At 74.3% G+C, this 24105-nt stretch carries 24 protein-coding genes; 15 read left to right on the top strand and 9 right to left on the bottom strand.

What is annotated here, in order from left to right; genetic code table 11:
- Positions 1–146 precede the first annotated feature (146 nt).
- Positions 147–692 (top strand): hypothetical protein, encoded by a 546-nt coding sequence (locus tag ACN267_RS12110; RefSeq protein ID WP_204960918.1) that lies wholly within the window; start codon positions 147–149, stop codon positions 690–692.
- Positions 689–2209: a hypothetical protein gene (locus ACN267_RS12105; protein ID WP_421488668.1), complete on the top strand. Its 1521-nt coding sequence runs from the start codon at positions 689–691 to the stop codon at positions 2207–2209. Before ACN267_RS12110 ends, ACN267_RS12105 begins: the two co-directional genes overlap by 4 nt.
- Before the next feature lie 120 nt (positions 2210–2329).
- Here the strand turns inward: ACN267_RS12105 and ACN267_RS12100 are convergent, their stop codons facing one another.
- Positions 2330–2959 carry a DUF4291 domain-containing protein gene (locus tag ACN267_RS12100; RefSeq protein ID WP_421488667.1) on the bottom strand — a complete coding sequence of 210 codons (630 nt, stop codon included), beginning with the start codon at positions 2957–2959 and terminating at the stop codon, positions 2330–2332.
- Positions 2960–3092: 133 nt separating this feature from the next.
- Here ACN267_RS12100 and ACN267_RS12095 point away from each other — a divergent pair, with 133 nt between their 5' ends.
- A complete protein-coding gene (locus tag ACN267_RS12095; RefSeq protein ID WP_421488666.1) occupies positions 3093–3764 on the top strand; it encodes a hypothetical protein in 672 nt (223 codons plus the stop codon).
- Positions 3765–3815: 51 nt separating this feature from the next.
- Here ACN267_RS12095 and ACN267_RS12090 read toward each other — a convergent pair whose 3' ends face one another.
- The 3 genes from ACN267_RS12090 to ACN267_RS12080 all read right to left on the bottom strand — a co-directional run bounded on the left by ACN267_RS12090 (position 3816) and on the right by ACN267_RS12080 (position 5611).
- Positions 3816–4178 (bottom strand): hypothetical protein, encoded by a 363-nt coding sequence (locus ACN267_RS12090; RefSeq protein ID WP_088642527.1) that lies wholly within the window; start codon positions 4176–4178, stop codon positions 3816–3818.
- Positions 4179–4258: 80 nt separating this feature from the next.
- A complete protein-coding gene (locus tag ACN267_RS12085) occupies positions 4259–5023 on the bottom strand; it encodes a hypothetical protein (protein WP_421488665.1) in 765 nt (254 codons plus the stop codon).
- 285 nt (positions 5024–5308) lie between these two features.
- Positions 5309–5611 (bottom strand): antibiotic biosynthesis monooxygenase family protein, encoded by a 303-nt coding sequence (locus ACN267_RS12080; protein ID WP_204960923.1) that lies wholly within the window; start codon positions 5609–5611, stop codon positions 5309–5311.
- Between the two features lie 221 nt (positions 5612–5832).
- On the opposite strand from ACN267_RS12080, the gene sigJ reads away from it, so the two are divergent.
- Entirely contained in the window at positions 5833–6777 is a 945-nt protein-coding gene (sigJ, locus tag ACN267_RS12075) for an RNA polymerase sigma factor SigJ (RefSeq protein WP_421488664.1), read from the top strand.
- Positions 6778–6901: 124 nt separating this feature from the next.
- Here the strand turns inward: sigJ and ACN267_RS12070 are convergent, their stop codons facing one another.
- From ACN267_RS12070 to ACN267_RS12060, 3 genes are all read right to left on the bottom strand, one after another.
- Positions 6902–7072 (bottom strand): hypothetical protein, encoded by a 171-nt coding sequence (locus ACN267_RS12070; RefSeq protein ID WP_168222526.1) that lies wholly within the window; start codon positions 7070–7072, stop codon positions 6902–6904.
- Between the two features lie 135 nt (positions 7073–7207).
- On the bottom strand, positions 7208–7429 hold the full coding sequence (locus tag ACN267_RS12065) for a hypothetical protein (RefSeq protein ID WP_204960926.1): 222 nt from the start codon (positions 7427–7429) through the stop codon (positions 7208–7210).
- A 104-nt stretch (positions 7430–7533) separates the two neighbouring features.
- Entirely contained in the window at positions 7534–8622 is a 1089-nt protein-coding gene (locus tag ACN267_RS12060; RefSeq protein ID WP_421488663.1) for a sporulation protein, read from the bottom strand.
- A 373-nt stretch (positions 8623–8995) separates the two neighbouring features.
- On the opposite strand from ACN267_RS12060, the gene ACN267_RS12055 reads away from it, so the two are divergent.
- From ACN267_RS12055 to ACN267_RS12025, 7 genes are all read left to right on the top strand, one after another.
- Positions 8996–9802, top strand: a complete 807-nt coding sequence (locus ACN267_RS12055) for an SAM-dependent methyltransferase (RefSeq protein ID WP_204960928.1) — start codon at positions 8996–8998, stop codon at positions 9800–9802.
- Positions 9799–11646, top strand: a complete 1848-nt coding sequence (locus ACN267_RS12050) for a putative bifunctional diguanylate cyclase/phosphodiesterase (protein ID WP_281898464.1) — start codon at positions 9799–9801, stop codon at positions 11644–11646. The genes ACN267_RS12055 and ACN267_RS12050 overlap by 4 nt, the downstream gene beginning before the upstream one ends.
- Before the next feature lie 157 nt (positions 11647–11803).
- Complete coding sequence (locus tag ACN267_RS12045; protein WP_204960929.1) at positions 11804–12361, top strand: RNA polymerase sigma factor; 558 nt, start codon at positions 11804–11806, stop codon at positions 12359–12361.
- Positions 12358–13161, top strand: a complete 804-nt coding sequence (locus ACN267_RS12040; protein WP_281898461.1) for a hypothetical protein — start codon at positions 12358–12360, stop codon at positions 13159–13161. Before ACN267_RS12045 ends, ACN267_RS12040 begins: the two co-directional genes overlap by 4 nt.
- Before the next feature lie 79 nt (positions 13162–13240).
- On the top strand, positions 13241–14041 hold the full coding sequence (locus tag ACN267_RS12035; RefSeq protein WP_204960931.1) for an ABC transporter ATP-binding protein: 801 nt from the start codon (positions 13241–13243) through the stop codon (positions 14039–14041).
- The gene (locus ACN267_RS12030; protein ID WP_239486097.1) at positions 14038–15444 is read left to right on the top strand and encodes a hypothetical protein; all 1407 of its coding nucleotides are present in this window, start codon (positions 14038–14040) and stop codon (positions 15442–15444) included. Before ACN267_RS12035 ends, ACN267_RS12030 begins: the two co-directional genes overlap by 4 nt.
- Before the next feature lie 5 nt (positions 15445–15449).
- A complete protein-coding gene (locus ACN267_RS12025; RefSeq protein WP_421490414.1) occupies positions 15450–16031 on the top strand; it encodes a hypothetical protein in 582 nt (193 codons plus the stop codon).
- Positions 16032–16108: 77 nt separating this feature from the next.
- On the opposite strand, the gene ACN267_RS12020 is transcribed toward ACN267_RS12025, so the two are convergent.
- Entirely contained in the window at positions 16109–17806 is a 1698-nt protein-coding gene (locus tag ACN267_RS12020) for an aminotransferase class V-fold PLP-dependent enzyme (protein ID WP_421488662.1), read from the bottom strand.
- 190 nt (positions 17807–17996) lie between these two features.
- On the opposite strand from ACN267_RS12020, the gene ACN267_RS12015 reads away from it, so the two are divergent.
- Positions 17997–18779 (top strand): inositol monophosphatase family protein, encoded by a 783-nt coding sequence (locus tag ACN267_RS12015; RefSeq protein ID WP_421488661.1) that lies wholly within the window; start codon positions 17997–17999, stop codon positions 18777–18779.
- Between the two features lie 43 nt (positions 18780–18822).
- Here ACN267_RS12015 and ACN267_RS12010 read toward each other — a convergent pair whose 3' ends face one another.
- Positions 18823–21435: a CHAT domain-containing protein gene (locus ACN267_RS12010; RefSeq protein WP_421488660.1), complete on the bottom strand. Its 2613-nt coding sequence runs from the start codon at positions 21433–21435 to the stop codon at positions 18823–18825.
- A gap of 188 nt (positions 21436–21623) precedes the next feature.
- Between ACN267_RS12010 and ACN267_RS12005 the strand changes: the two genes are divergently transcribed.
- The 3 genes from ACN267_RS12005 to ACN267_RS11995 are packed head-to-tail and all read left to right on the top strand — an operon-like array spanning position 21624 to position 24048.
- A complete protein-coding gene (locus ACN267_RS12005) occupies positions 21624–22937 on the top strand; it encodes a S8 family serine peptidase (RefSeq protein ID WP_421488659.1) in 1314 nt (437 codons plus the stop codon).
- A complete protein-coding gene (locus ACN267_RS12000) occupies positions 22934–23578 on the top strand; it encodes an RNA polymerase sigma factor (RefSeq protein WP_281898455.1) in 645 nt (214 codons plus the stop codon). The genes ACN267_RS12005 and ACN267_RS12000 overlap by 4 nt, the downstream gene beginning before the upstream one ends.
- Positions 23579–23583: 5 nt before the next feature.
- Positions 23584–24048: a hypothetical protein gene (locus ACN267_RS11995; protein WP_204960936.1), complete on the top strand. Its 465-nt coding sequence runs from the start codon at positions 23584–23586 to the stop codon at positions 24046–24048.
- The last annotated feature ends 57 nt before the right edge of the window (positions 24049–24105 follow it).

Genomic DNA, 24105 nt, shown 5'->3' with positions numbered 1-24105 from the left:
GCCGTGACCTCGGCCGACGCCCTGCGGGCCCGGTGCCGTGACCGCGCGGCTGTGGGCGTGGGCGTGGGACAGTTCTGGTCGTTCGACCGGACCACCCGGCGACGACCGCTGACCGCAACGTTCATCAGAAGCTGGGGAATCAGAGCATGAGTGCCGACTCAGACTGGGGCGACTTCCTGACCACCGACACGCCGATCGGGGACACCACCCTGACCGAGGCGGTGGCGGCGCTTCCGGAACCGTCGGCATCCATCGTGGAGAGCGAGATCAGCGGCGCGGTCGCCGACCAGGACTGGTCGAGCTGGCACGCGGACAGCGGTGACGACTGGGCCGACTCCGCGCAGGACTGGGCCGACTACGCCGTGGAGAACGCGGCGGCCGGCAACGTCGAGGTCGCCGAGAACGCCATGGCACGGGCGGCCGACCACGCGAGCATCGCCGAGGGCAACTACACGGTCTCCGACGAGTACTCCGACGCCGTCGCCGACCACATGGAGACCGCCGCCGCCGAGGTCGACTGGGCCACCAGCGGCACCGACGCCGCCACCTCCGGCTACGACACCAGCGGCTACGACGCCAGCACGACGTATGACGCCAGCACGTCGTACGACGCCAGCACGTCGTACGACACCGGGGGCTACGACGCGGCGTCCAGCTTCGACGCCGGCACCTCCTACGACGCAGCGGAATGAGGTGGGCTGACGCCGGTGGACCCGGCGCCGTGCCGCCGGCCGTCGCGGCCGGGCTGGAGCCCGGCCGGCTGGCGGCCGGCGTCCACCGTCGGCTCGGCGCCCCGCCCAGCGTGGCCCGCCAGCACCTGCTGCGCAGCATCCGCGACCTCGCCTTCGACCTGAAGACCGAGCAGCTCAGCCTCCTGGAGGCGGTACGCGGCTCCCGCCTGGGCGGGGTCACCCTCTCGCCGACGCAGGTGCCGGTGCTGCTGCGGGTCACCCTGGAGGCCGACGGCCCCGGCGTCCGGGTGGGCGTGCTGCTGGTCGACCGTTGGCCGGGCAGGCTGGGGCGGAACTGGGGTGTCACCTCGGTGTACGTCGGTCTCTTCGAGTCGGTGCTGAGCGCGTTCGATGCCGTGCTCGGCCGGCTCGACCCGACGGCTGCGGCCTCGTTCACCCCGTGGTGGCGGCAGACGGGCCCGGGTGACGTGGCGATGATGCAGCACGCCGCCGGCCTTGCCAACCGGGCGCAGGCGGCGCTCTCCCGGCACGCTGGCCGGCTGCTCGACGGCGAGTCGGCGCAGCGGCGGGCGGTGGTCGCCCGTACCGGCGGTGCGACCTTCACCTTCGAGACGGCCGACACCGTCGCCGAGGTTCCCGCCGAGTTGGCCGACGGCATGCTGATGGTCGGCACGCTGATCGTCAGCCGACCGGGTGGCATGCCGCCGAAGCTGGTCGGGCAGGTGCAGTCACTGGTGTTCCGGGTCGAGGAACGCCTGGCGGCGGGCGACGCAGACCGGATCACCGTCGAGCCGGCGGACGTGCCGGCGGTGACCTTCCTGCACCAGCAGGCACGGCTGCGTGGCCTGCTGCCGGTACGGACCCTGCGCACCTGCACCACCTGCCGGTTGGAGAAGGTCGCCAACCCGGAGATGGAACGCATGCAGGAGCGCACCCGGCGCACCCGGGACCTGGCCAGCAGCATCAGCGGCCTCGTCACGCCCTACGTGCTCGCCGGCCGCCTGGTGCAGCTCAACAACAAGGGCCCCACGTTCGCCTGCCCCCGCTGCCAAGGGATGGACGCCGACGAGACGGTGGTGACCTACTGCCAGAAATGCGGTGACCGCCGCGCCGAGACCGCGCTGCGTACCTGCCCGAAGTGCCAGTTCGACTTCCGCAGCCTGATCGGTGCGGAACCGGTCTGGCGGCCCCGGGCTGCCGCCGTACGGGCGCTCCCGGGACCGCAGCCCGACGGCCACCCGGCACCGGCGGCACGGCCCGTCACCCCCTCCGCGCCTGGTGCGCCGGGCGGGTCCGGCGCGGCCCGGCCCGTGGTCGGCGTGGCGGCTGCGCCACCGCCCGGCGGCAATCCTTCCGTGGCCGGCGCCCCGGTTCCACCCGCCGCGGGAGCGCAGCGGCCGGGCGTGCCCCCAGCGCCACCGGCCCCGGAACGCCAGGCGGCCGGGCAACCCCGACCGGGCTACCGACCCGACCCGGAGGCGGAGCAGTGGCCCCGGCCACCGGGCTTCCCGCCCTGAGCCGGAACGTGACCCTGGCGTCCACCGTGCGCCCCGGACCCGGGGCGCACGGTGCGGCGGCGGCCGAACCCGCCGCAGCGCCGGTGACCCGGCGCGGTCAGGATGGCGGCGGATGCGCTGTCACGGCCGGTGCCGCCGATCGGGATTCTCGGCGGGGCTGGCCGCGAGACCCACGGCGATCGCGTCCGGAAGTGGGTAGACGTGTTCGACGGGCAGGCGCGCCACCGCCGCCTGCTCGTCACCCCGGCGCAGCAGGTCCCGGATCCGCCCGACGGTGGCGGTGACGTCCTCGACCGTCACGATCCATTCGTCGACGTACCGGTCGACCGCCTCGCCGGACAGCCCGACCTGCAACGACCGGTACGGCAACGCGGCCAGCCGCAGCGAACGCTCCGGGTCCCACTGCACCCGGACCGGACTGGTCCGCAACTGCCGTGACCAGTTCTCCCGGTCGCCGTGCAGGTCACGGTCGTAGTGACTCAGGCAGGCCCGGCCCAGCGCCCACTCGAATCCCGCCCGCGTGATCTCGATGGACAGCACGCGCTCCTGGCCGGGCTTCGTGGCCCAGCCGCAGCGGTACATCATCCACAGGAACGACGGCTTGATCCACGTCATCCGCTCCCGTTTGAACGGGGCCACGAAACGGCCGGCGGCCACCGCCGGCACCGCGATGTCCGGGGGGTACGCCTGGTACACGGTGACGGTCGTGGCCGAGTGGCGGGCACGGATCTGGCGTACGGGAACGGACACCCGCCGATCCTCGACGATCAGGACCCGACCGGTCCACCCGGATTCCGCACCGTCGACCCCATCTGGACGAGGGCCCGGGTTGCCCGCGCGGTGTTCACTGCAAGCAGGTGTCTGTCGACCCGGGAGGGTGCGTATGCGGCGATGGTGGCGGACGCTGAAACCCGCCGAGCAGGTGGTGGCGCTCGGCGCGCTGGTCACACTGGTCGTGGGTGTCATCGCGGCGGTGCCGGCGTACCTCACCGCCACCAAGGAGACACCGGCGGGGTCCGACTCTGCGGCCAACTCCACCCCACCGCCGGAACCGACGACGGGTCCACCCGGGACGCCGGAGCCGACCGACCCACCGACCCCACCGCCCACCCCCACGGCATCGACGACACCGAGCCCACCTCCCACCCGGACACCGCGTCCCACGGTCGCTCCGACCGTGACCAGGACGCCGACGGTGCGGTTCGCGATCACCAGCGCGACGGTGGTGCCGAACTGCTCGGACGTGTTCGGCACGGGGAACGAGCCGCCGGCCGGCCGCACCGCCGTGCTCTTCGTCCGCCCGGCCGGCGGGAGCTACTTCTACGAGCAGCCGCTGCACTTCCCCACCCCGCACAACTGGCGGGCCAAACGGGTCGTCGTCGGCGACGAGAGGTCGCCGGGACAGCGCTTCGAACTGCACGTCTTCCTCGTCAGCGACGCGTACGCCAGGGAACTCACGACGCACGACGGAACGCCCTACCCGGTGCCCGACGTGCCGGGCGAGCCGCTCACCTCGGCGGCGGTGACGCGCACCGACGAGATCGGCAACTGCTGACCCGGCCCGGGAGCGGACAGCGGCGACGCGGCCCCGCCATCCGGGACGACGTCACCGTCCCCGGCTGCCGTCGTCCGGCCGGCGGCTGCGCGTCAGGAGGTAGCCGGCGTAGGCGGCCAGCGCCACGGCCGCCACCGTCGCCGACGGACCGGCCAGCGCGCGGGCGCTCGCGCGGGAACCCATCGCGACCCCCGAGGACCGGTCGGCCAGCAACGACCAGCGGGACCGCCACGCCAGGGCCGACCCGACCGAGAGCGCCGACCCGATGGACAGCACCGATCCGGCGGAGCCGACGCTGCCGACGGAGGCGATCGACCCGACGCTGCCGATGGACAGCACCGAGCCCCGCGACCCGATCGACAGCACCGAGTCGGTGGACCACAACGACAGCCGTGACGATCCGGTAGAGGTCATGGGCGCATTGTGCCGTACCCCGGTCGCTCCCGAGGGCCGATCGGACCCGTCCCGGCCGGAAGGTGGGGGACGGCGTGCCGCTAGGCGTCAGGTCGCGGCACCCACCAGTCACCCAGTGCTCCGTGGAGGACCAACAGGACGGCACCGAGCAGAACCGACGCGAGTATGCCGAGGCCGAAGCCGAGAACGCCCCGGTCCTGCGGGGCCGTCGGGTTCCGCACGGCCGCCGCCGCGGACCGTGACCACGGCCGCTCCCGCGCCGTCCAGAGCAGCAGCCCGAGACCGTACGGGCAGAGGAAGATCAACCAGAACCAGTACCACCTGGTGCCCCGGACCGGTGCCGGGCCGGCGACCACGACGACGAGGGCACCGACGGCGAGGAGGACCCCGGCTCCGCCGACGGCGGGCACCGGTCCGTGCAGGTCACCGGCGTGGTGTTCGAGCCCGGCGGCCCGCAGTTCCTGCGCGATGCCGACGGCGCCGGGTCCGGAGTAGCGTTCCTGCTCGACGGCACTGGTGGTGGTCACCTGTCCGAACCGGTCGGTGTCCGTCCAGTGCACCCGGCCGTCGGACGTTCGCCACGCGAACAGCGGCCCGTGGCGGCCCGAGGCCCACAGGGTGGCAGAACCGAACCAGAGCGGGGAACGATCCACCTCCCACCGGTCACCCCACTGGTAGGCGACCACCCGGCCCGCGGCCACGTCCGCCCCGGCCCGGTCGTAGTCCTGCTGGCGCGGGGCGGTCCACCACGTCGTCGCTGCCCCGAGCAGCCACAGCAGGACCAGAGTGATCCGCAACGCACCCCACCACCGGCCGGACGCCACACCGGACACACCCTGACTCATGAGCGCAGTGTCCCAGCAGCGCACCATTCGCCGGTGTCGGGCGCGGTGCGGCCAGCGGAGTGACGACGAAGGTGGCGGTCAGGTTCTCGCGCGGCTCGAACCCGACAGGTCATCCGGCGCGCACGAGCGCGAACGCCACTGGTGGTGCCCGGCCGGCCGGGCCGGGCACCACCGGCACCGACTAGCCGACCGGGCGGACACCGGCGCTGCCCGGGAACGGCCCGGCCGTCGGGGTAGCCCCACTCCGGCGCCGGCCGGTCGCCGACCGGACCGCCGCCGTCGGGGTCACGGGGCGAACTCGCCGACGACGGTGTAGAGACCGGGGCTGGCCTGGGCGAGCGCGGCGGTCCGCCGGGCGTACTCGGCAGCCTCCGGGTCGACCTGGGTGGCCCTGACGTCGTCGGCGCTGCGCCACCGGGCGACGTTGACGACACGGGTCCGGTCGAGGCTGGCGAGCAGGGTGACCGAGACGAAGCCGGGTCGCCGGGACACCACCTTCTCGGTGCCCTCGACCAGCAGGTCGATCACCTCCTGCTGTCGGGACGGGTCGACGTCGATGACGTTGACGAACGTGACGTGGTCGGACATCGTCTTCTCCTTCGTTCGCGCTCCCTACGGGCGGTGCCGCCTCGGCGGGCCGCACCCGACGCCGCGCGGAGCTGCCGGGGGAGCGGACGGGACCGCCCGCTCGGTGAGGTAGACGACGTGGGTCGGTGAACTGTCAGGTGGTGCCCGGCGCGCCGGACGTGATCCGATAGTGGTGGGCGGCGCGCGGCGGTCGTTGTGCCGGCCCGGGGGAGGGAGCGGAGGTGCCGCAGGACGCCGGGCCGGGCCACCCGGGTTCGCCGGACCCGGTGACCCGCGAGCGTGCGGTGCTCCTGGGGCTCAGTTACCGCCTGCTCGGTTCGCTCGCCGACGCCGAGGATGCCGTGCAGGAGACCTACATCCGCTGGCACCGGCTCAGCGACGGGGAACGCCACGCCGTCGCCAACCCCCGAGCCTGGCTGATCAGGACCGCCGGCCGTATCGGGCTCGACATGCTCACCACGGCGCGGGCCCGCAGGGAGCAGTACGTCGGCGAGTGGCTTCCCGAACCCCTCCCGGCGACCGGGTGGAGCAGCCAGGAACCCTCGACGGTGGTCGACCCCGCCGACCGGGTGATCCTGGACGACTCGGTGTCGATGGCCCTGCTGGTGGTGTTGGAGGCGATGACCCCGGCCGAGCGGGTCACGTTCGTGCTGCACGACGTGTTCCGGTTCACCTACCCGGAGATCGCCGGGATCGTCGGCCGTACCCCGGCCGCGTGCCGGCAACTCGCCTCGTCGGCGCGGCGTCGGGTCCGTGAGCAGCGCCGTACCCCGGTGGGTCCGGCCGAGCACGCCGCGGTCGTGCGGGCGTTCCGGTCCGCCTGGCAGACCGGCGACCTCGCCGCTCTGGTCGACGTGCTCGATCCGGACGCCACCGCGATCACCGATGGTGGCGGCCTGGTCTCGGCTTCCGCCGTACCGCTGCACGGGCCGCAGGCCGTCGCCGGTTTCCTGCTGGGCGTGTGGGAGCGGCAACCCGACCTGGTGGTCGACGAGGCGTCCGTCAACGGGGAGCCGGGTCTGGTCGCCACCGACCGGCTCGGCCGTACCCTCGCCGTGCTCGCGCTCGCCGCGACCGGCACCGGCCGGGTCGGGCACCTGTGGGTGGTCCGCAACCCCCGCAAGCTCGCCCGGTGGCGGCACGTTCCGGCCGGTCGGGGCCGCTGAGCGACGCCCCGGGCCGGCGGGGGAACGGTGGCGTCACCGGTGTAGCGCCTCGACCGTCACCCGCGCCGACCGGGGCGTGACCGGACGGTGCCCGGTGGTGCGGCCGGCTCGGACGGGCCCGCCGTCAGGCCGGCTCGGGCACGCCTCCCGGATCGCCGTCGTCGGGCATCGGCTCGACCGGGGCCTCCGGCAGTTCGCCGGGCGTGTCGGGAAGAAGCTCGCCGACGTCGTCCGGCACCGGCTCGCGGGGGTCGAGGGGTGGGTACACGTCCGGGTCGAGGTCAGGATTTGTCATCGGACGATTATCCGGCAGGACGGTCGGATGCGCCTGTCGGCGGCGACCGTGAGCCGGTGCCGTCGGGGTCCGGCCGGCGGTGCGGGCGGGGGCGGGGGCCCGGTGGCCCGGGGGAGCCCGGGCCACCGGGTCGGATCAGCTGGCGCCGGTGAGGGCGACCAGGGCGTTGGCGGTCTGGAAGTACGGGTTGCGGCCGAGGTCGCCCACGGTGGTGATGCCGAAGGCCTCCTTGAGCAGCTTGGCGTCGCCGTCGCTGACCCCGGCGAGGGCGGACACCGGGGCGTCGACGATCTCGGTGAGGGTCTTGTCCTGGTATGCCTTGTCGACCAGCTTGGTGAGGTCGGCGCTTGCGGGCATGCACACTCCTTGACTCTTGATCGGAAATTCCGACCATATACGTACGAACTACACGAATTAGATCATGACTGCGCCGCCCGATCCACAGTGGACCGGGCGGGGGATCAGGCGTCCTCGTCGCCGCCCTCGTCCTCGTCGTCGAAGATCTCGTCGGCGATCATGCCGCCGGCGAAGCCGAGAGCCGCGCCACCGACCACACCGGCGGCGACCGCACCCATGCCGGGCCCGTCGTGGTCGTGGTGCCCCTCCTTGTGGTGCCCACCGGGATGCCCGTGCCCCGCGTGCCCGTACGCGGGCTGCCCGTAGGCGGGTGCGCCGTAAGCCGGCGCGCCGTAGCCGGGCGGCGGGGGCGGCGGCGGGTAGCCGGGCGTCCCGTAGGCAGGCGCGGGCGGGGCGTAGCCGTAACCGGCGTGCGGATCCTGCCGGCCGTCGACGGCCTGCCGGAGCCAGCCGTCGACCTGCGCGGTCCAGTCACCGTGCGCGTCACCGTGCGCGACGTGGTGCCGGCCGTACGAGTCGTGTCCACCGGTGAACAGCCCGCCGTGCTTGTCCAGCTCCAGCACGACGTCCACGCCGTGTTCGTCGGCGACGAAGGTCAGCTCGACCTCGGTGACGGCGTGGGCGTACTGCGGTGCCGCGTAGTACTCGATCTCCTGGTAGAACGGCAGCGTCTGGTGCAGCCCCGAGATGTGGCCCCGTTCGAGGTCGGCCGCCTTCACCGTGAAGCCGAGCCGGCCGAACGCCTCCAGGACGCGCTCCTGGGCGGGTAGCGGGTGCACGTACACCGGATCGAGGTCGCCCTTGTCGACCGCGCCCCGCACGGCCACCTCGGTACGTAGACCCATCGTCAGGCCGGGCAGGTGCTGACCGTTCAGCTCGGTCACCGGCGTCTCCCACGGCACCGCCACCTGGAACGGCAGGCTGAGCTGCTGCCCCTCGCGCAGGAACAGGCCGCCGGCGACCGACACCCGGTGGAACTCCACGAATGCGTCGTACTCCTCCTCCGCGCCCTCCATCTCCACCCGGGTGACCAGGCCGACGGTGATCTGGTCGATCTCCACGTCGTGGCTGCCGCCGGTCAGGTTCACCTGCCCGGTGAGCGTCAGCCCCGGTCGGGTGCTCGGATTGGCCAGGACCGTATCGACGCTGGGGCCGCCCACCCCGAACGCGCCCAGCATCTTCGTGAACACCACGAACCTCTCCCTCGACGGCCGCCCGGCCCAGGATGTCCCGGGACCCGACGGAACTGCGCGAAACCGTTGTCCGACAACGACTCCAGCAGCATCCACAGTGGAATACCGCTGTGCCGGCAAGCTAGCAACGAAACCTGGACGGTGGCTGAGTGAACCGGGACCCGTGATCGTAGCCGTGAGTCACCGTCCGTGCGCCCGACGTCAACGTCCGACCCGATCCGGGCGCGCGACGGTCGATGTATGTACCGTGTGGACATACCGGCCGCCGGCCGACGCCGCAATCCCGCAGCATGATCGCGGTGCGGGGTGGTAGTGGAAAATATCCGACTATAGTGGCGGCGGTCACGTCACTGTGGCGGCGGGAAGGGTGGCGATGGAACGGCCGGAGTGGGCGCCAGCGGATGTCGATCTCAGCCGGCCGAGCGTGGCCCGAGCCTACGACTACTGGCTCGGTGGCTCGCACAACTTCGAGGTCGACCGGGAATTCGCCCGCCAGGCGCTGGCCGCGGTGCCCGACCTCCGCCTGGTCGCGCGGGCGAACCGGGAGTTCCTGCACCGCGCGGTGCGGTACATGCTCGACCAGGGCGTGCGGCAGTTCCTCGACATCGGGTCCGGCATCCCGACCGTCGGCAACGTGCACGAGATCGCCCAGCAGGTCGACCCGGACGCCCGGGTGGTCTATGTGGACATCGACCCGGTGGCCGTGACGCACAGCACGCACATCCTCGCCGGCCAGCCCAACGCGGTCGCCCTGCTCGAAGACCTCCGCCACCCGGAGGCCATCCTGGAGCACCCGGAGACCCGCCGGCTGCTGGATCTCGACCGGCCCGTCGGCCTGCTGCTCGTCTCGGTGGTGCACGCCGTCCCCGACGACGACGACCCGTACGGCCTGGTCAGGCGACTGTGGACGGCGCTGGCCCCCGGCAGTTGCGTGGCGATCAGCCACGTCACCACCGACAGCCGCCCGGACGAGATGGGCGAGGGCGCCCGGCTCAGCGGCCGGACCAACACGCCTGTCACCGCCCGCACCCGGGCCCGGGTGGAGGAGTTCTTCGACGGCCTCGACCTGGTGGAGCCCGGCGTGGTGTGGTCACCGCTGTGGCGTCCCGAGTCACCGGCCGAGGTCGGCGAGCACCCGGAACGGATGAGCTTCTACGTCGGAGTCGGACGCCGCAGGTGAGCGATCGGCCCGACGCCGACGGCATCGACGACCGGCACCGGCCGGGCGTCGAGGAGTTCGTCACGGCGTGGGCCGCCGCCCTGCACCGGGCCCACTACGTGCCGATCAGCGCCGGGCAGCGGCACCGGATCGTCAGCGCGCTGGCCGACCGGCTGGTCACCGCGGTCCTCGCCGATCCGGTACGGCCGGGCGAGGGCCAGCGGATCGGCGTCGATCTGGTGGCGGCCGGCTTCGGCTCGCCGGAGGCGCTCGGCGGGACGATCGCGGTCGTCGGCGCGCGACTGCTCACCGGGCTGGGCGTCGCCGCCGACCCGACCCGCGCCGCCCGGCTCAACGACCTGCTGGCGGATCTCGCGGCCGGCTTCGCGTCCGCCGCGCACGACCGCAGCCTGCGGGAGCAGGACGCGGTCCGGCTGGCCGCGTTGGCCGCCCGCACCCAGGCCGAGGAGGCGTTGCGGGTCAGCGAGGCCCGGTTCCGCCGCTTCGCCACCCACGACCAGCTGACCGGCCTGCCCAACCTGACCCGGTTCACCGAGGAACTGGGACGCCTCTGCTCCGTCGCCGTGCCGGTCGACCGGATCGGGGTCTGCTGCCTCGACGTCGACGACTTCGCCGCGGTCAACGACGTCCTCGGACACCAGGTGGGTGACCTCCTGCTCCGCGAGATCGCCCAGCGGCTGGCCACCCTCACCGACCCGCGGATCGAACTGGTGGCACGGCTGGACAGCGACCGGTTCGCGATCCTGGTCCGCGACACCACCTGCGCCGAGGACGCCATCAAGATCGCCGACCTGGCCCTGGCCACGCTCGTCGCCCCGTTCCGCGTCAACGGCACCGAAGTGCCCCTGACGGCGAGCGCGGGAGTGGCCGAGGGCACCGTCGCCGACGACGGCGCCACCCTGCTGCGCGACAGTGAGATCGCGCTGCACTGGGCCAAGGCCGACGGGAAGGCCATCCTGCGCCGCTTCGACCAGGACCGTAGCGCCGCCGACGCGGCACGCTACCGGCTGTCGGCGGCCATGCCGGCGGCGCTGCACCGTGGCGAGTTCACCGCCGCCTACCAGCCCATCGCCGCGCTGCGCTCCGGGCGGCTGGCCGGCGTGGAGGCGCTGGCCCGTTGGCGGCACCCCCGGCTCGGTCTGCTGACCGCCGCCCGGTTCATCGACCTCGCCGAACACACCGGCCTCGTGGTGGCGCTCGGCCGCCACCTGCTGGAGCAGGCGTGCCGGCAGGCCAGCGAGTGGCAGCGGGTCCAACCCGGGCTGTACGTGAGCGTGAACGTGTCGGTACGCCAACTCCGCCGCAACGGCCTGGCCGGGGAGGTGGCGCAGATCCTGGACCGGACGGGCCTGCCGCCCCACCTGCTCCAGTTGGAGGTCACCGAACAGGCCGTGATCGACCTGACCGGCGTGGTGGCGGAATCCCTGGCGGCGCTGATGGCCCTCGGCGTCCGGATCGTCATCGACGACTTCGGCATCGGCTATGCGAACCTGGCCAACCTCCGCTCCCTGCCGCTGCACGGTCTCAAGCTCGATGCCAGCCTGACCCGTCCGTCGGCGCAGCCGGTCCGTCGGCCGGGGGCCCGCCGTCCCGGCACGGACGACGACTTCCTGCGTACCGTCGTGTCCCTCGGGCACCGGCTGGGCCTGGTCGTGACCGCCGAGGGCATCGAGACCGCCCAGCAGGCCCACCGGCTGGCCGCGACCGGCTGCGACAACGGACAGGGTTGGCACTTCGGTCGTCCGGTGCCGCCCGACGAGATCACCGCCGGGATCGTCGCTCAGCGCGACGGTGACGCGGTGTCCCGGGACACCGCCCTGCCGGCGTTCCCGGCGGCCCAGTAGCACTGACCTGCACCGGCACGGCAGGCGGCCCGTCGACCCGCTTCGGGCGGGTGCGTCAGGATGGGGGCAGCCCGACCCGGCGATGATGTGACGCCGGTCACACCAATCGGGGACCCGATCCGGTGCGGCCGTCGTCTTACCAGGTGTGAGGACAGACATGGAAGCGGACGACGAGGGTGAACTCGTACGCCGCGTCGCCCGTGGCGACCGCCAGGCGTTCGACGAGCTCTACCGCCGTACCGCCCCGTGGTTGGAGGTGCGCCTACGGCGCCGCTGCGCCGACCCGGACGTGGTGGCCGAGGTGCTCCAGGACACCTACCTGGCGGTCTGGCGGGCGGCGGGCAGCTTCGCCGGCACCCGGGCGCGCACCGGCGGCGAGGCGCAGGGCAGCGCCGTGGGCTGGCTGTGGACCATCGCCGCGCACCGGCTGGTCGACGCGTTCCGCCGCCGCGCCCGCCGGGGTCAGGTGCCGCAGGTGGAGCTGATGCCGAGCACCGCCCCCGCCGCCGAGGACGAGGTGATGGCCGCCCGGATCGGCCAGGAACTGGAGCAGGCCCTGCTCACCCTGCCGCCCGCCGTCCGGGCCGCCCTGCGGGCCACGGTCCTCGACGGGCTCTCGGCGCGCGAGGCGTCGGTGCTGCTCGGCGTACCGGAAAACACGGTGAAGTCCCGCGTCCGCCGGGCCCGGGTCGCCCTACGGGAGGCGCTGTCATGACCACCCACCCCAGTCTGACCCAGATCGACCGGTACGCCACCGGCGATCCCGGCCTCGACGAGGCAAGCGTCTGGGCGATCGAGGTTCACCTCGAAGACTGCGCCGACTGCCGGGCCCGCCTGGCGGGCAGCACCACGGCGCAGAGCCGGGCCGTGATCGACCTGGTCGCCACGGCCCTCGACCGGGAGATCGCGGCCACGCCGGCCCCCGCCGGCCGCAGCCGGTCCTGGTCGGTGGCCCGGCACCGCTGGTTCGTCGGCACCCTGTTGCCCTGGCTGGTCATGACGGTGACGGTGCTCGGCTGTGCCGCGCTGCTCGGCGCGCTGTGGGTCGGCCTGCCCTCGGTGGTGCTGCTGATCGCGCCCCTGGCGCCGCTGCCCGGCGTGGCGGCTGCCTGGCACCGCCGGGCCGATCCGGCCTGGGAACTGATCGCGGCCACGCCCGCCGCCGGCCTGACGATGCTACTGCGGCGCACCGCTGCGGTGCTGGCGTTCGTCATCCCCGCGCTCGCCGTGGTCGGCGCCGGGACCGGGACGTCGTTGGCGCTGCTGCTGCTGCCCTGCCTGGCGTTCACCGCAGCCACCCTGCTGCTGGGTACCCTGGTCGGCGTACGCCGCGCCGCGCTCGGTCTCATCACGGCCTGGACGCTCGCGGTGATCGCCCCCAGCCTCGTCGCCGCCCGGATGCCGGTGGTGCTGTCGGCCGACAGCGCCCGCACCTGGGCCCTGGTCACGGCCGCCCTGACCGTCATGGCCCTGCTCCGGGCCGACGGGTTCCGGCGGCTCTCCCACCGCGACTGACCCCACCTGTGACCCCGCGGTACGGCCACCCGGCCGGACCGCCACCCTGCCCTGGCAATTATCGAAGGAGACAGCGACGATGCGTGCGGTGAGCGCGGTCGAAACGACCACCACCACCCATCCCTGGGCGATCCACGCCGAAGGCCTCCAGGTCCGGGCCGGCCGGTACCTCGCCGTCAACGGCCTCGACCTGGCCCTGCCCACCGGCGTGCACGGGCTGCTCGGCCCCAACGGCGCGGGCAAGACCACGCTGATGCGCGCCCTGGCGACCGTCGTGCCCCCGGCCGGTGGCCGGTTGACGCTGCTGGGGCACCCCGTCGACGGCCGCTCCGAGCTGCGGGCGGTCCGCCGTGCCCTGGGCTACCTGCCGCAGCACTTCGGCTACTACCCCCGGTTCACCGTGCGGGAGTTCGTCGCCTACCTGGCTTGGCTCAAGGAGATGCCCAAGGCGGGCGTCGCCGCAGCGGTGCAGCGGGCCATCGACCGGGTCGGGCTCACCGCCAAGGCCGACGCCCGGATGAAGACCCTCTCCGGCGGCATGCTGCGCCGGGCCGGCATCGCCCAGGCCATCGTCAACGACCCACGGCTCCTGCTGCTCGACGAGCCGACCGTCGGCCTCGACCCGGAACAACGGCTCGACTTCCGGGAACTGCTGCGCGACCTCGGCAGCGACACCTGCGTGCTGGTCTCCACCCACCTGGTGGAGGACGTGGTGGCCGCCTGCACCGACGTCGTCCTGGTCAACGAGGGCCGCCTGGTGTGGCGGGGCACCCCCGAGGTGCTCGCTGCGCAGGGCGACGCCGGCCACGCCGGTGACAGCCCGGCCGAGCGGGGCTACTCCGCGCTGCTGCGTCAGCACCGCGCCGAGGCCACCCGATGAGCGGGCGAACCGTCGACGTGCACACCGCCGCCGCCGGGCGGCCCGAGGGGAAGCGGGGTGCCCGCGTGGGCGTCACGGGGATCGAACTACGCCGCTCCGCCGCGCTCGGCGCCGCGCTGATGACGGTGGTGGTCGGGGTGGGGGCGCTGTACGTGGCGACCGGCCGCTGGTCGACCGGCTGGATGGCGCTGGCCCTGACCATCCGGGAGTACCTGCTCCTGCTGTGGCCGCTCGCCCTCGCGGCCGGCGCCTGGCAGGGACGCCGGGAACACCGGGCGAAGGTCGGTGAACTGTTCGCCACCACGGCCCGGCCCCGCACCGCCCGGATGCTGCCGGTGCTCGGCACGATGGCCCTCACCCTCACGGTCGCCTACCTGCTGGTGACCGTGGCGGGCATCGCCTGGATCGTCACCACCGCCTCGTACGTGCCGCTGCTGAGCTTCGTCGTCGTCACCGCGGTCGGCGCGCTGTCGCTGGTCGCCGCAGCGTGGCTGGGACTGGGCATCGGGCGGCTGCTCCCGGCCCTGGTGACCGCCCCGGCGCTGGCGGTGGGCGGGGTGCTGCTGGTCTTCTTCGCCACCATCTCGCCCCCGGAACGGGTGGCTGCGGCGATCTCCCCGGCACACGGCTCCGGCGGGTTCCACGACTACCAGACGATCGACAACCGGGTCAGCGGTGCGCTGACGATCTCGATGATCACGCTCGCCGTCACCGGGCTGCTGTTGTTCGTCGCCGACGGTTGGCGGGTCCGGGTGATGGCGGTGCTCCCGGTGCTGCTCGGGGTCGCGGTGGCGACGGCGATCCTCCCCACCGACCGGGACGTGCTCACCTGGCCGGTCGACCCGGTCGCCAGGGAACTGGTGTGCACCAAGGACACCCCGACGGTGTGCGTCAGCCGGGTCCACGCCACCGTGCTCGACACGATCACCCCGCCGGCCCGGGAGGGTCTCGCGGCACTGGCGAAACTGCCGGGCGCGCCGACCGCCGTGCACGAGGACACCCACACGATCGGGTACCGCCGGGAGCAGCCGACCGTCCCGGACGGGGTCGTCACGGTCGAGGTCCGGATCGACAAGCGGGGCCGGCTCGCCCACCCCGACGTCGTGTTCCTGGAGGTCGTCAGAGGGTTGGGCGTCCCGTACGACGGCGACTGCCGCAACCGCAACGAGACCGTCGAACGGGCGGCGGCGTACTGGCTCATGGGCCGTGAGCCGCGCTCGGACGTCGGGCTGGTCCCCGGCATGATCGAGGAGGACCCGGCGATCACCACCGGGGCGAGGACCCTGTGGCAGGGCCTGCGGGCACTGCCCGAGGCGGAGGCGGTGGCCCGGGTCACGGCCGTCCGCGACGCCCTGCTGGCCTGCCGGGACCCTGAGGGGCTGCTGTCCGGGAGCACCAGGTGACCGGGATGCTGCTCTACCTGCGCTCCCGGCGCGTACCCCTGGCCCTGGCCGCGGCGGTCGGCGGCGCGGCGGTGATCTGGGCGCTGCACCTGACCTTCGCCGAGGACCGGGACGCCACCCCGCTGGTGGTCGTGCTGACCGTCCTGCTGATGGTCGCGGCGCTCGCCCCCACCCTCGCCGGCCCGGACGCGAACCTGGACCGGACGGCGTCACTGCGCTGGCCCTGGCGACGCGGCGGGCACCTGCTCGCCGGCCTGGTGATCGTCGTCGCGGTGCTGCTGGCCACGCTGCACACCGCAGCCCGGTTCGGGCCGGCCGCGCTGGTGGCCCGCGACGCCGCCGGGCTGCTCGGCCTGACCGCGCTGTGCACGAGCGTGGTCGGCGCCGCCCGGTCCTGGTTCCTGCCGGTGGGCTGGACCACCATCGCGGCCCTCTACCCGCAGGGCGGCGTCTGGGGAGCGGTCGCCACCTGGCAGGGCCAGCCGGCCGACAGCCGGGCCGCCACGGTGACGGCGGTGACGTTCGCCCTCGCCGGGCTGGTCGCCTACGCCTTCGGCGGCCCGGCCCGCACGGAGCCGTCGGAGTAGCGGCCCCGGCGGCGGGCGGGAACCGCTCCCGGGACCGACCGGGGGACGGCCGGCCGGATGGTCGGGCGTCGCCCGGGTCAGCGCGACGACGCGGTGGCGGTGCAGGCCGGCGGGAGGTGGAACCAGCGCAGCGCCTCCACGCCGGCCGGTAGGCCGGTGGGCCCCTCGTCGACCTGGTCCCGGCGATCGGCCAGGATCGACCGCGCCTCGTGCAGGTAGCCGGTCAGGGCGTCCTCCCCGGCCCGCCGCCGGGGCGTCGGGTGTTCCCCGCCGGCCAGCAGGCGGGCCAGGTCGGCCAGGCGCAACGACCGCCCCGGGCCCCGGTGGTGCTGCCACAGGCCGGTACGGGCGTCGAAGCGGTAGTCGGCCAGCAGCCGGTGCCCCTGCCGGGCGACCAGGTCGACGGCGTCGATCAGATAGTCGGCGACCCGCTCGGAGAGGAAGTAGCCGAAGGTGATCCGGGTCCAGCCGGGCTTGATCCCCTCCCACCCCCGGGCGATCTCCACCCGGAACGCGCGGGAACGTTCCTCGTCGATACCGAGTAGCCGGTGCCCGTACGGGCCCGCGCAGGAGCACCCGCCGCGCGCCTGGATGCCGAACAGGTCGTTGAGCAGCGCGACGACGAAGTTGTGGTGCAGATGGCGGGCACCGTGGCGGATCTGCACCGACACGATGGGCAGCCGCCGCGCCCGGGTGTTGCCCAGCACCACGATCCCCGGGTTCGTCGACCAGCGGCGCAGCGCCCGCGACCACAGCCGTTCCTCCCGGTCGGCGATGACGTCGGTGCCGACGGACTGCTTGAGGGCGAACACCAGGCCCGCCCGGATCGACTCGACGATCGCCGGCGTGCCACCCTCCTCGCGGGCCACCGGATCGTCGAGGTACCGGTGCCCGACCGGGTCGACGAACGCCACGGTGCCGCCCCCGGGGACCACCGGAACCCGGTTGCGCAGCACGTCCCGCCGCACCACCAGCACGCCCGGGGTCTGCGGGCCGCCGACGAACTTGTGCGGGGACAGGAAGACCGCGTCCTTGCCGTCCCCGACGCCCGGCGACGACTCGCCCATCCGGATCGGCACGTACGGGCCGGCGGCGGCGTAGTCCCAGCACGAGAGCGCCCCGTGGGCGTGCAGCAACGCCGCGATCGCGTCGGTGTCGGACAGGATGCCGGTGACGTTGGAGGCGGCGGAGAAACTGCCGATCCGCAGCGGGCGGTCCGCGTACCGGGCCAGCCGCTCGGCCAGCTCGGCCCGGTCGATGTGCCCGTCGGCGTCCGCGCCGATGACGACCACGTCGGCGTACGTCTCCCGCCACGGCAGCTCGTTGGAGTGGTGCTCGTAGGGGCCAACGAAGACCACCGGGCGCTGCTGCGGTGCGATGCCGTCCAGCAGGCCGTGGCGGCGCGCCGGCCCGGCGGGCAGCCGCAGTTCGAGGACGCCCACCAGCTTGTCGACCGCCGCCGTGGCCCCCGCCCCACAGAAGATCACCGCGTGCTCGTCGCTGCCCCCGACGGCGTCGAGGATCGTCCGTCGGGCGTCCTCCCGCAGCCGCCCCGTCACCCGGCCGGTGGCGGAACTCTCGGTGTGGGTGTTGGCGTAGCGGGGGAGGACCCAGTCCCGGACGGTGTCCTCCACGAAGTCCAGCGCCCGACCGGAGGCGGTGTAGTCGGCGTAGGTGATCCGGCGTGGCCCGTACGGGCCTTCCAGCACCTCTCCCTCGCCGATCAGCCCGTCGCGGATCCGCGCCAGCAGCCGCTCTGTGTCCACCGTACCCATGTCGCGTTGCCTCCCCACCGCGGTGGCGACGGGGCGGGTCGACGGGTGTCGGCGAGCGTCGGTTCCCCGACCGCCGTCCACAGTGTGCCCGACCGGCCGGCCCCGCCGCTCGCCGCGTCCGCCTGGTGCCCGCGCCCGCGCGGGTGCGACGATCTCCACCGGCCCTGCCGACGATCCCGAGGAGAGCGCGATGGCGACCGGTGCCGAGCTGGACGACTGCCGGCGGGTCGCCGAGGAGGCCGCCCGCCTCGGCGGCCGGGAACTGCTGCGACGCTTCGGCTACCACGGCCGCGTCGACTACAAGACCACCCCCACCGACCTGGTCAGCGAGGCGGACCGGGCCAGCGAGACGCGCATCGTCGAGCTGCTGCGCGCCCGCCGCCCCGGCGACGGCATCCTCGCCGAGGAGGGCAGCGACCACGTCGGCGACTCCGGACTGCGCTGGGTGCTCGACCCCCTCGACGGCACCGTCAACTACGTCTCCGGGATACCGTTCTGGTGCGTCAGTGTCGCCTGCGAGCAGCAGACCCGACACGGGTGGCGGCCCGTCGTCGGGGTGGTCCACGACCCGGTCCACGACGAGACGTTCTGCGGCGTCCGGGGCGGCGGTGCGGTCCTCAACGGCACCCCGCTGACCCGGCGTGCCGGCATCCCGCTCGGCGAGGTCGTCCTCGCCGCCGGCTACGCCTACGACGTCGACCACCGCCGGGTGCAGGCGGCCGTGGTCACCGACCTGGCCGCCGACGTGCGCGGGGTACGGATGCTGGGCTCGACGGCGCTGGCGCTGGCCTGGATCGCGGCGGGCCGGTGCGACGCCTACGTCGAGGACCGCACGTTCCGTTGGGACTGGGCGGCCGGTCAGGTGATCGCCGTCGAGGCCGGCGTCGCGGTCGAGGTGAGCGGCAGCCGGGTGCTGGCCGCCCCGCCGGAGCTGATCGACGGTCTGCGTCCCCGGGTCGCGGCGCTGGGCTGACCCGCACCGGCGGCGGTGCCGGGGCGGGACGTCAACCAGCGCGTCAACCGGCGCCGAGGCAGACGAACGCCGCCGCCGTGGCTGCGGCGGTGCTGTCGCCGGAGGCGACGAAGTCCCGCTGGGCGTCGGCGAGGGCCTGCGCCGGGCGCAGCCCCGCCCGCATCCGTCGGTGCAGGTCCAGCATCAGCGCCGTGGTGGGGTCGGCGGGCACCGGCAGCACGGTGGCGACCAGGCAGCGGGTGCCCAGGCCGAGCAGCACGGCGGTGAAGCCCATCACCTCGTCGCCGGGGCGGACCCCGGTCAACCCCGAGTCGCAGGCGGACAGCACCACACAGCCGGGCGGCCGGGCGACCCGCTCCCACTCGTAGGCGAACAGCGGGCCGTCGGCCAGCTCCAGGGTGGAGAACTGCGGATTGTCGGCGCGGAAGGTGCCGTGGGCGGCGATGTGGACCAGGCCGGCCCCGTCCAATGCCGCGGTCAACGCGTCGGCGGTGGCGTCCGCGCCGGTGAGCAGGGTCGCCCCCGGCAGCACCTGCGCGAGCCGGGCCACCTCCGCCTGCCCCGCCGGCAGGCGCGGCCCGCAGGCCAGCACCGACGGCCCGGTCGGGTCTTCCCCGCCGTCCGCCCGCAGCCAGGCCGTGGCCGACGGGGCGACGGTCACGGCACGCCCGGCGCAGGTCGGCAGACCCGACCACGGCACCGCGTGCAGGGCCCCGACCGGCACGATCACCAGGGGGCGGTCGCCGAGGTGCCGGCGCAGCGGATCGAAGAGCTGCCGGTCCAGCGCGGCGGCGGCGTGCCCGGCCCCGGCCCGTGCGGTCGCCGTGTCGCCGGTGGTGACCAGCCGGCGCAGGGCGAACCGGTGCCACCGGGTCAGGTGCACCGCCTCGGCGAGCGGCCCGAGGTCGTGCAGGCTGGCCCGGCCGTCGCGGACCAGCACCGCGCGCAGCCGGTCGCCGTGGGCGACCAGCTCGACCAGCACCCGGGAGCCGAGCCGCCCGGCGAGCACGCCCACACCGGGCGGGTCCACCACACCGGTCCCCCCGGGCACCCGGCGGGCCAGGTCCCGGATGCGCTGTTCCAGCCGCGCCTGCCGACCACGCAGGGCGTGGGCCGGCCGACCCGCCAGCACCTCGTCCTCCAGCAGACTGCTGACCAGCCTGAGCTCGGTGAGCGCCGCGAACAGGTCCGGATCGTCAGGGGGCAGCGCCGGACGCATCCGCAGGGTGTTGGCCCGCCAGCGTTCGGCCCAGGCCAGGGTCCGGGCCGGGGCGCCGGCCCGCACCGCGATGTCGAGCCCCTCGGCGGCCAGTTCCCGACCGTACGTGCCGCTGTGCGCGCGTAGCTCCGTGGCGCCGAGCGACGTGCGGTGCCGGTCCAGTACCGCCAGCCCCCGTCGCAGCGCCCGGGCCGCCCCGGCGTCGTCACCGGTGAGCCGACGCGAGCGGGCCAGCGCGTACCAGCCCTGGGCGCGGCGGGAGGCGGTGCCCCGACGGCGGGCCTGCGCGGCCATGTCGAGCAGGGTCACGGCGCGGTCGACGCGACCCGAGGCGGCGGCCAGCAGGCCGGCCTCGAGGCGGGTGGTCAGCGCCGGCCCCGGCCAGCCGGTGGCGTCGAGTTCGTCGGCCGTCCGCACCATCGCGGTGAGCAGGGCCGCCGTCCGGGTGCCCCGGCGGAACTCCGCGCGCAGCTCGACGTGCCGGGCGAAGGCGGCCCAGGTGCGCCGGCCCTGACGCCGGAACCTGACCCGGGCCTGCGCGGCGGCGGCGGTCGCGGTGTCCAGGTCGTCGGCGAGCAGCGCGGCCCGGGCCTGGGCGAGCAGCGCCTCGGCGAGGTCCGAGGCCATGCCCCGGCGGTGCAGCTCCCGGACCGCTGCGGCGGCCACCTCGACCGCCTCGTCGAGCAGCGGCACCGACAGCAGCAGCTCGAACCGGTCCAGCAGCAGCGCCGGACGCGGGACGGCGAGCCGCCGGTACTCCTCGTCGACGTCGGCGAAACAGCGCAGCGCCACGGCGATCTCGCCGCGTTGCCCGGCGGCGATGCCGCTGTTCCACCTGGCGTCGGCCGCGGCGAGATCGAGCCCGAGCCGGTGGAAGACCGCCGCCGCCCGGGACAGGTCGTCGCCGGTGCCACCGGAGGAGCCCCGGTGTGCGTTGAGCAGGCCACGGTTGTTGCGGGCGCGGGCCTCCAACAGCGGATCGTTCTCGCGTTGGGCGATGTCGATGGCGATGCCGTAGTCGCGTACCGCCTCGGCGTAGCGCCCGCGGTAGTGCAGCACCACCCCCCGCTGCATCCGGGCCCGGCCGGCGTCGGCACCGGCGAGCTGGGGCAGCGCGGCGGTCACCGCCCGCAGCGCAGCCGCCGTACGGCCGGCGTTGGCCAGCACGTATCCGAGGCTCATCCGGGCCAGCGCCCGGGTCCGGGGGGTGCCGGACACCCGTACCGCCCGGCGCAGGTGGCGCAGCGCACCGGGCAGGTCGTTGAGCTCGCGCAGGGCCAGCCCGATGGCCCGCTCGGCGGTGGAGCGCTCGTCGTCGTCGGCGGTCGGACTCGCGAGCACCCGCTGGGCGATGCTGATCGCCTCGGGTGGGAATCGCTGGACGGCGTCGAGTGCCGCCTGGGCCGCCGCGGCACCGCAAACGGTGCTGTCGGGCATGCCCTAGAGAGTCCACGACGAACAGCCGTGAGTCAACGCCGGGAATCCATCGCGGGAATGTCGTCAATGGGTGTCCTGCTCGGTTGCCCCTAATTGACAATCGGCGATGGTCCGGAATAATTGGCGGTCGGGGAATTCGCCGAGCTCACCATCGGTGGGCGCGCTTCTTTCACGAGCATGGAGGATCCGTGCCGCCGTCTGACCACCCCACCGTGCCTGGTCCGGGCGGCCAGCTGTCCCGACGGCGGATCCTGGCGCTGTCCGCGTTGGCCGTGGCGACGCCGTTCGGTGTCGTGCCGCGTCCGGCCCCCGCCTCGGCCGGCGATGCCGATGCCACCGCCTACCAGAAGGCGTTCGAGGCCGCGCTGGCCGCCGACCAGAACGTACGCCGGTACACCGTCCCCGGCCGGGAGATCCTCTACCGTCCCCGGCAACTGCTCGCCGCCGCCGCCGACGCCAACCGGGTCGCCACCTGGCTGCGCGCCCACGATTATCCGGTCACCGTAGGCGCCGGATTCGCCGGTGTCACCCGGCTGCTGTTCGACCGGGAGACCGACATCCCCGGTGTCGTGCGAAAACTGCGCGACCCCCAGCAGTGGCCCGGCCAACAGGTGCCTGCGGTGCAGCCCCACCACGTGTTGCTCGGGCTGGGCAACATCATGGGAAACCCGGGCACGCCGCCCAGCGCCGCCGCGGCGCTGCCGCCTCCCGACCCGAGCCGGCTCGGTGAGGGCGCCGGCGTCACCGTCGGCATCTGTGACACCGGGATCTGGCAGCAGGCCGGCGTCTGCCACCCGCAGTGGCTCGGCGGCGCGTACCTGCCGCAACTCGACGACGAGGACCCGCTCTACGTCAGCACCGACGTGCTGGCCACGCAGGGCGGGCACGGCACCTTCGTCGCGGGCGTGGTCCGGCAGGCCGCCCCGGGGGTACGCGTCGACCCAGAACTGGCCCTGGACCCGAACGGGGTGGGTGACGAGTCGACGGTGGTGGCCGCCCTGAGCCGGCTCGCGCCGCAGGTCACCGTGTTCAACCTCTCGCTCGGCGGCTACACCCTGGACGATCAGCCGTCGCTGCCACTGGCCAACGCGCTGGCGGCGTTGCCGGCGACGAGCGCTGTGGTCGCCGCGGCCGGCAACGCCGGGACCAGTCGTCCGCTCTGGCCCGCCGCCCTGGACCGGGTGCTGGCGGTCGCGGCGGTCACCCAGACGTCGGGCGGCCCGGTGCCGACGGCCGACAGCTGCTACGGGCGCTGGGTGGACGCCTGCGCCGTCGGCGAGCGGCACAGCACCTACGTCGAGGGGAGGCTTCCGCTGCCCGGCAGGCCGGTACGGCAGTTCCACGGGTTCGCCATCTGGGCCGGCACCTCGTTCGCCACCGCACACGTCTCCGGGCGGCTCGCCGCCCTGATGACCGCCGGTGGCCTCAGCGCGGAGGCGGCCCGCGCGAGCCTGCTCGCCGCCCCACGCTGGCACCCCGACTACGGGGTGCTCGTCGGATGAGCCGGGTCGACGCCCCGGGCGGTGACCCGGTGACAGGTGCCAGCGCGACCGGTCTGCTGTCCGCCGCCGCCGGTGGGGACGAGTCGGCCTGGGCCGAGCTGGTCCGCCGGTACACCCCGGTCGTGTACGCGGTCATCCGCGCCTACGACCTCAGCCGCTCCGACGCGGCCGACGTCAACCAGACCGTCTGGCTGCGCCTGGTGGAGCAGCTGGATCGGGTACGCGAACCCGAGGCGCTCCCGGGCTGGCTGGCCACCACGACCCGCCGCGAGTGCTACCGGCTATCCCGGCTGAGCCGCCGGTCCCACCCCGTCGACCCGTACGACCAGACCCTGGAGAACCAGCACGGGTTCTCCCGGGAACTGGCCGCGATGACGCCCGCTCCGGACGACGAGTTGCTGCGCGCGGAGCGTCGACAGGCGTTGCGGGAGGGGTTCGTGCAGCTCCCGTCGCGCTGCCAGGCGTTGCTGTCGCTGCTGACGGCCGACCCGCCGGTGAGCTACCGGGAGGTCGCCGAGCGGCTGGGCGTGCCGGTCGGCAGCATCGGGCCCACCCAGGCACGATGCCTGCGTAGGCTGCGGGAGTGCCCGGCGATCGTCGAGTTTCTCGGAGCTTCCACCATCGGCACGAAACGGGGGTGAACCGGATGGAGCCGTGGCCGCCGGCGGATGACGAGGCGCTGACGACGGAGCTGGGCGCGGCCCTGTGGGACACCGGGCCGGTCTCGGAGGCGTACCTCAGCGCGGCTCTGGCCGCGTTCACCTGGCGTACCGCCGACGCGGAGCTGGCCGTCGCCGAGCTGACGTTCGACTCGGCCGTCGACGCCGAGCTGGCCGGCATGACCCGTTCCGCGGCGTCGGCGCGGACGCTGTCCTTCCGTGCCGGGTCGGTGCTGGTGGAGATCGAGGTGAGCGACGCCGGGATCGTCGGGCAGCTCTCCCCGTCCGGTGGCGGCCGGGTCAGTGCCCGCACGGCCGCCGGCACCTACGACGAGGCGTCGGTGGACGCCGTGGGTTTCTTCTCGTTGGGCGTTCCACCGCCGGGCCCGGTGCAGTTGTGCGCGCGTACCGTCGGCTACGCGGTATCCACCGCCTGGGTCTGTCTGCGCTGACCGTCGCATCCGGTGCCCGGTCGCGGCCTGCGACGACGGTGGGGCGCGGGCCGACCG

This window comes from Micromonospora sp. WMMD734, from assembly GCF_049178975.1.
GTDB classification, from domain to species: Bacteria; Actinomycetota; Actinomycetes; order Mycobacteriales; family Micromonosporaceae; genus Micromonospora; species Micromonospora wenchangensis.
This window is presented reverse-complemented; position numbering and strand designations above follow the sequence as displayed.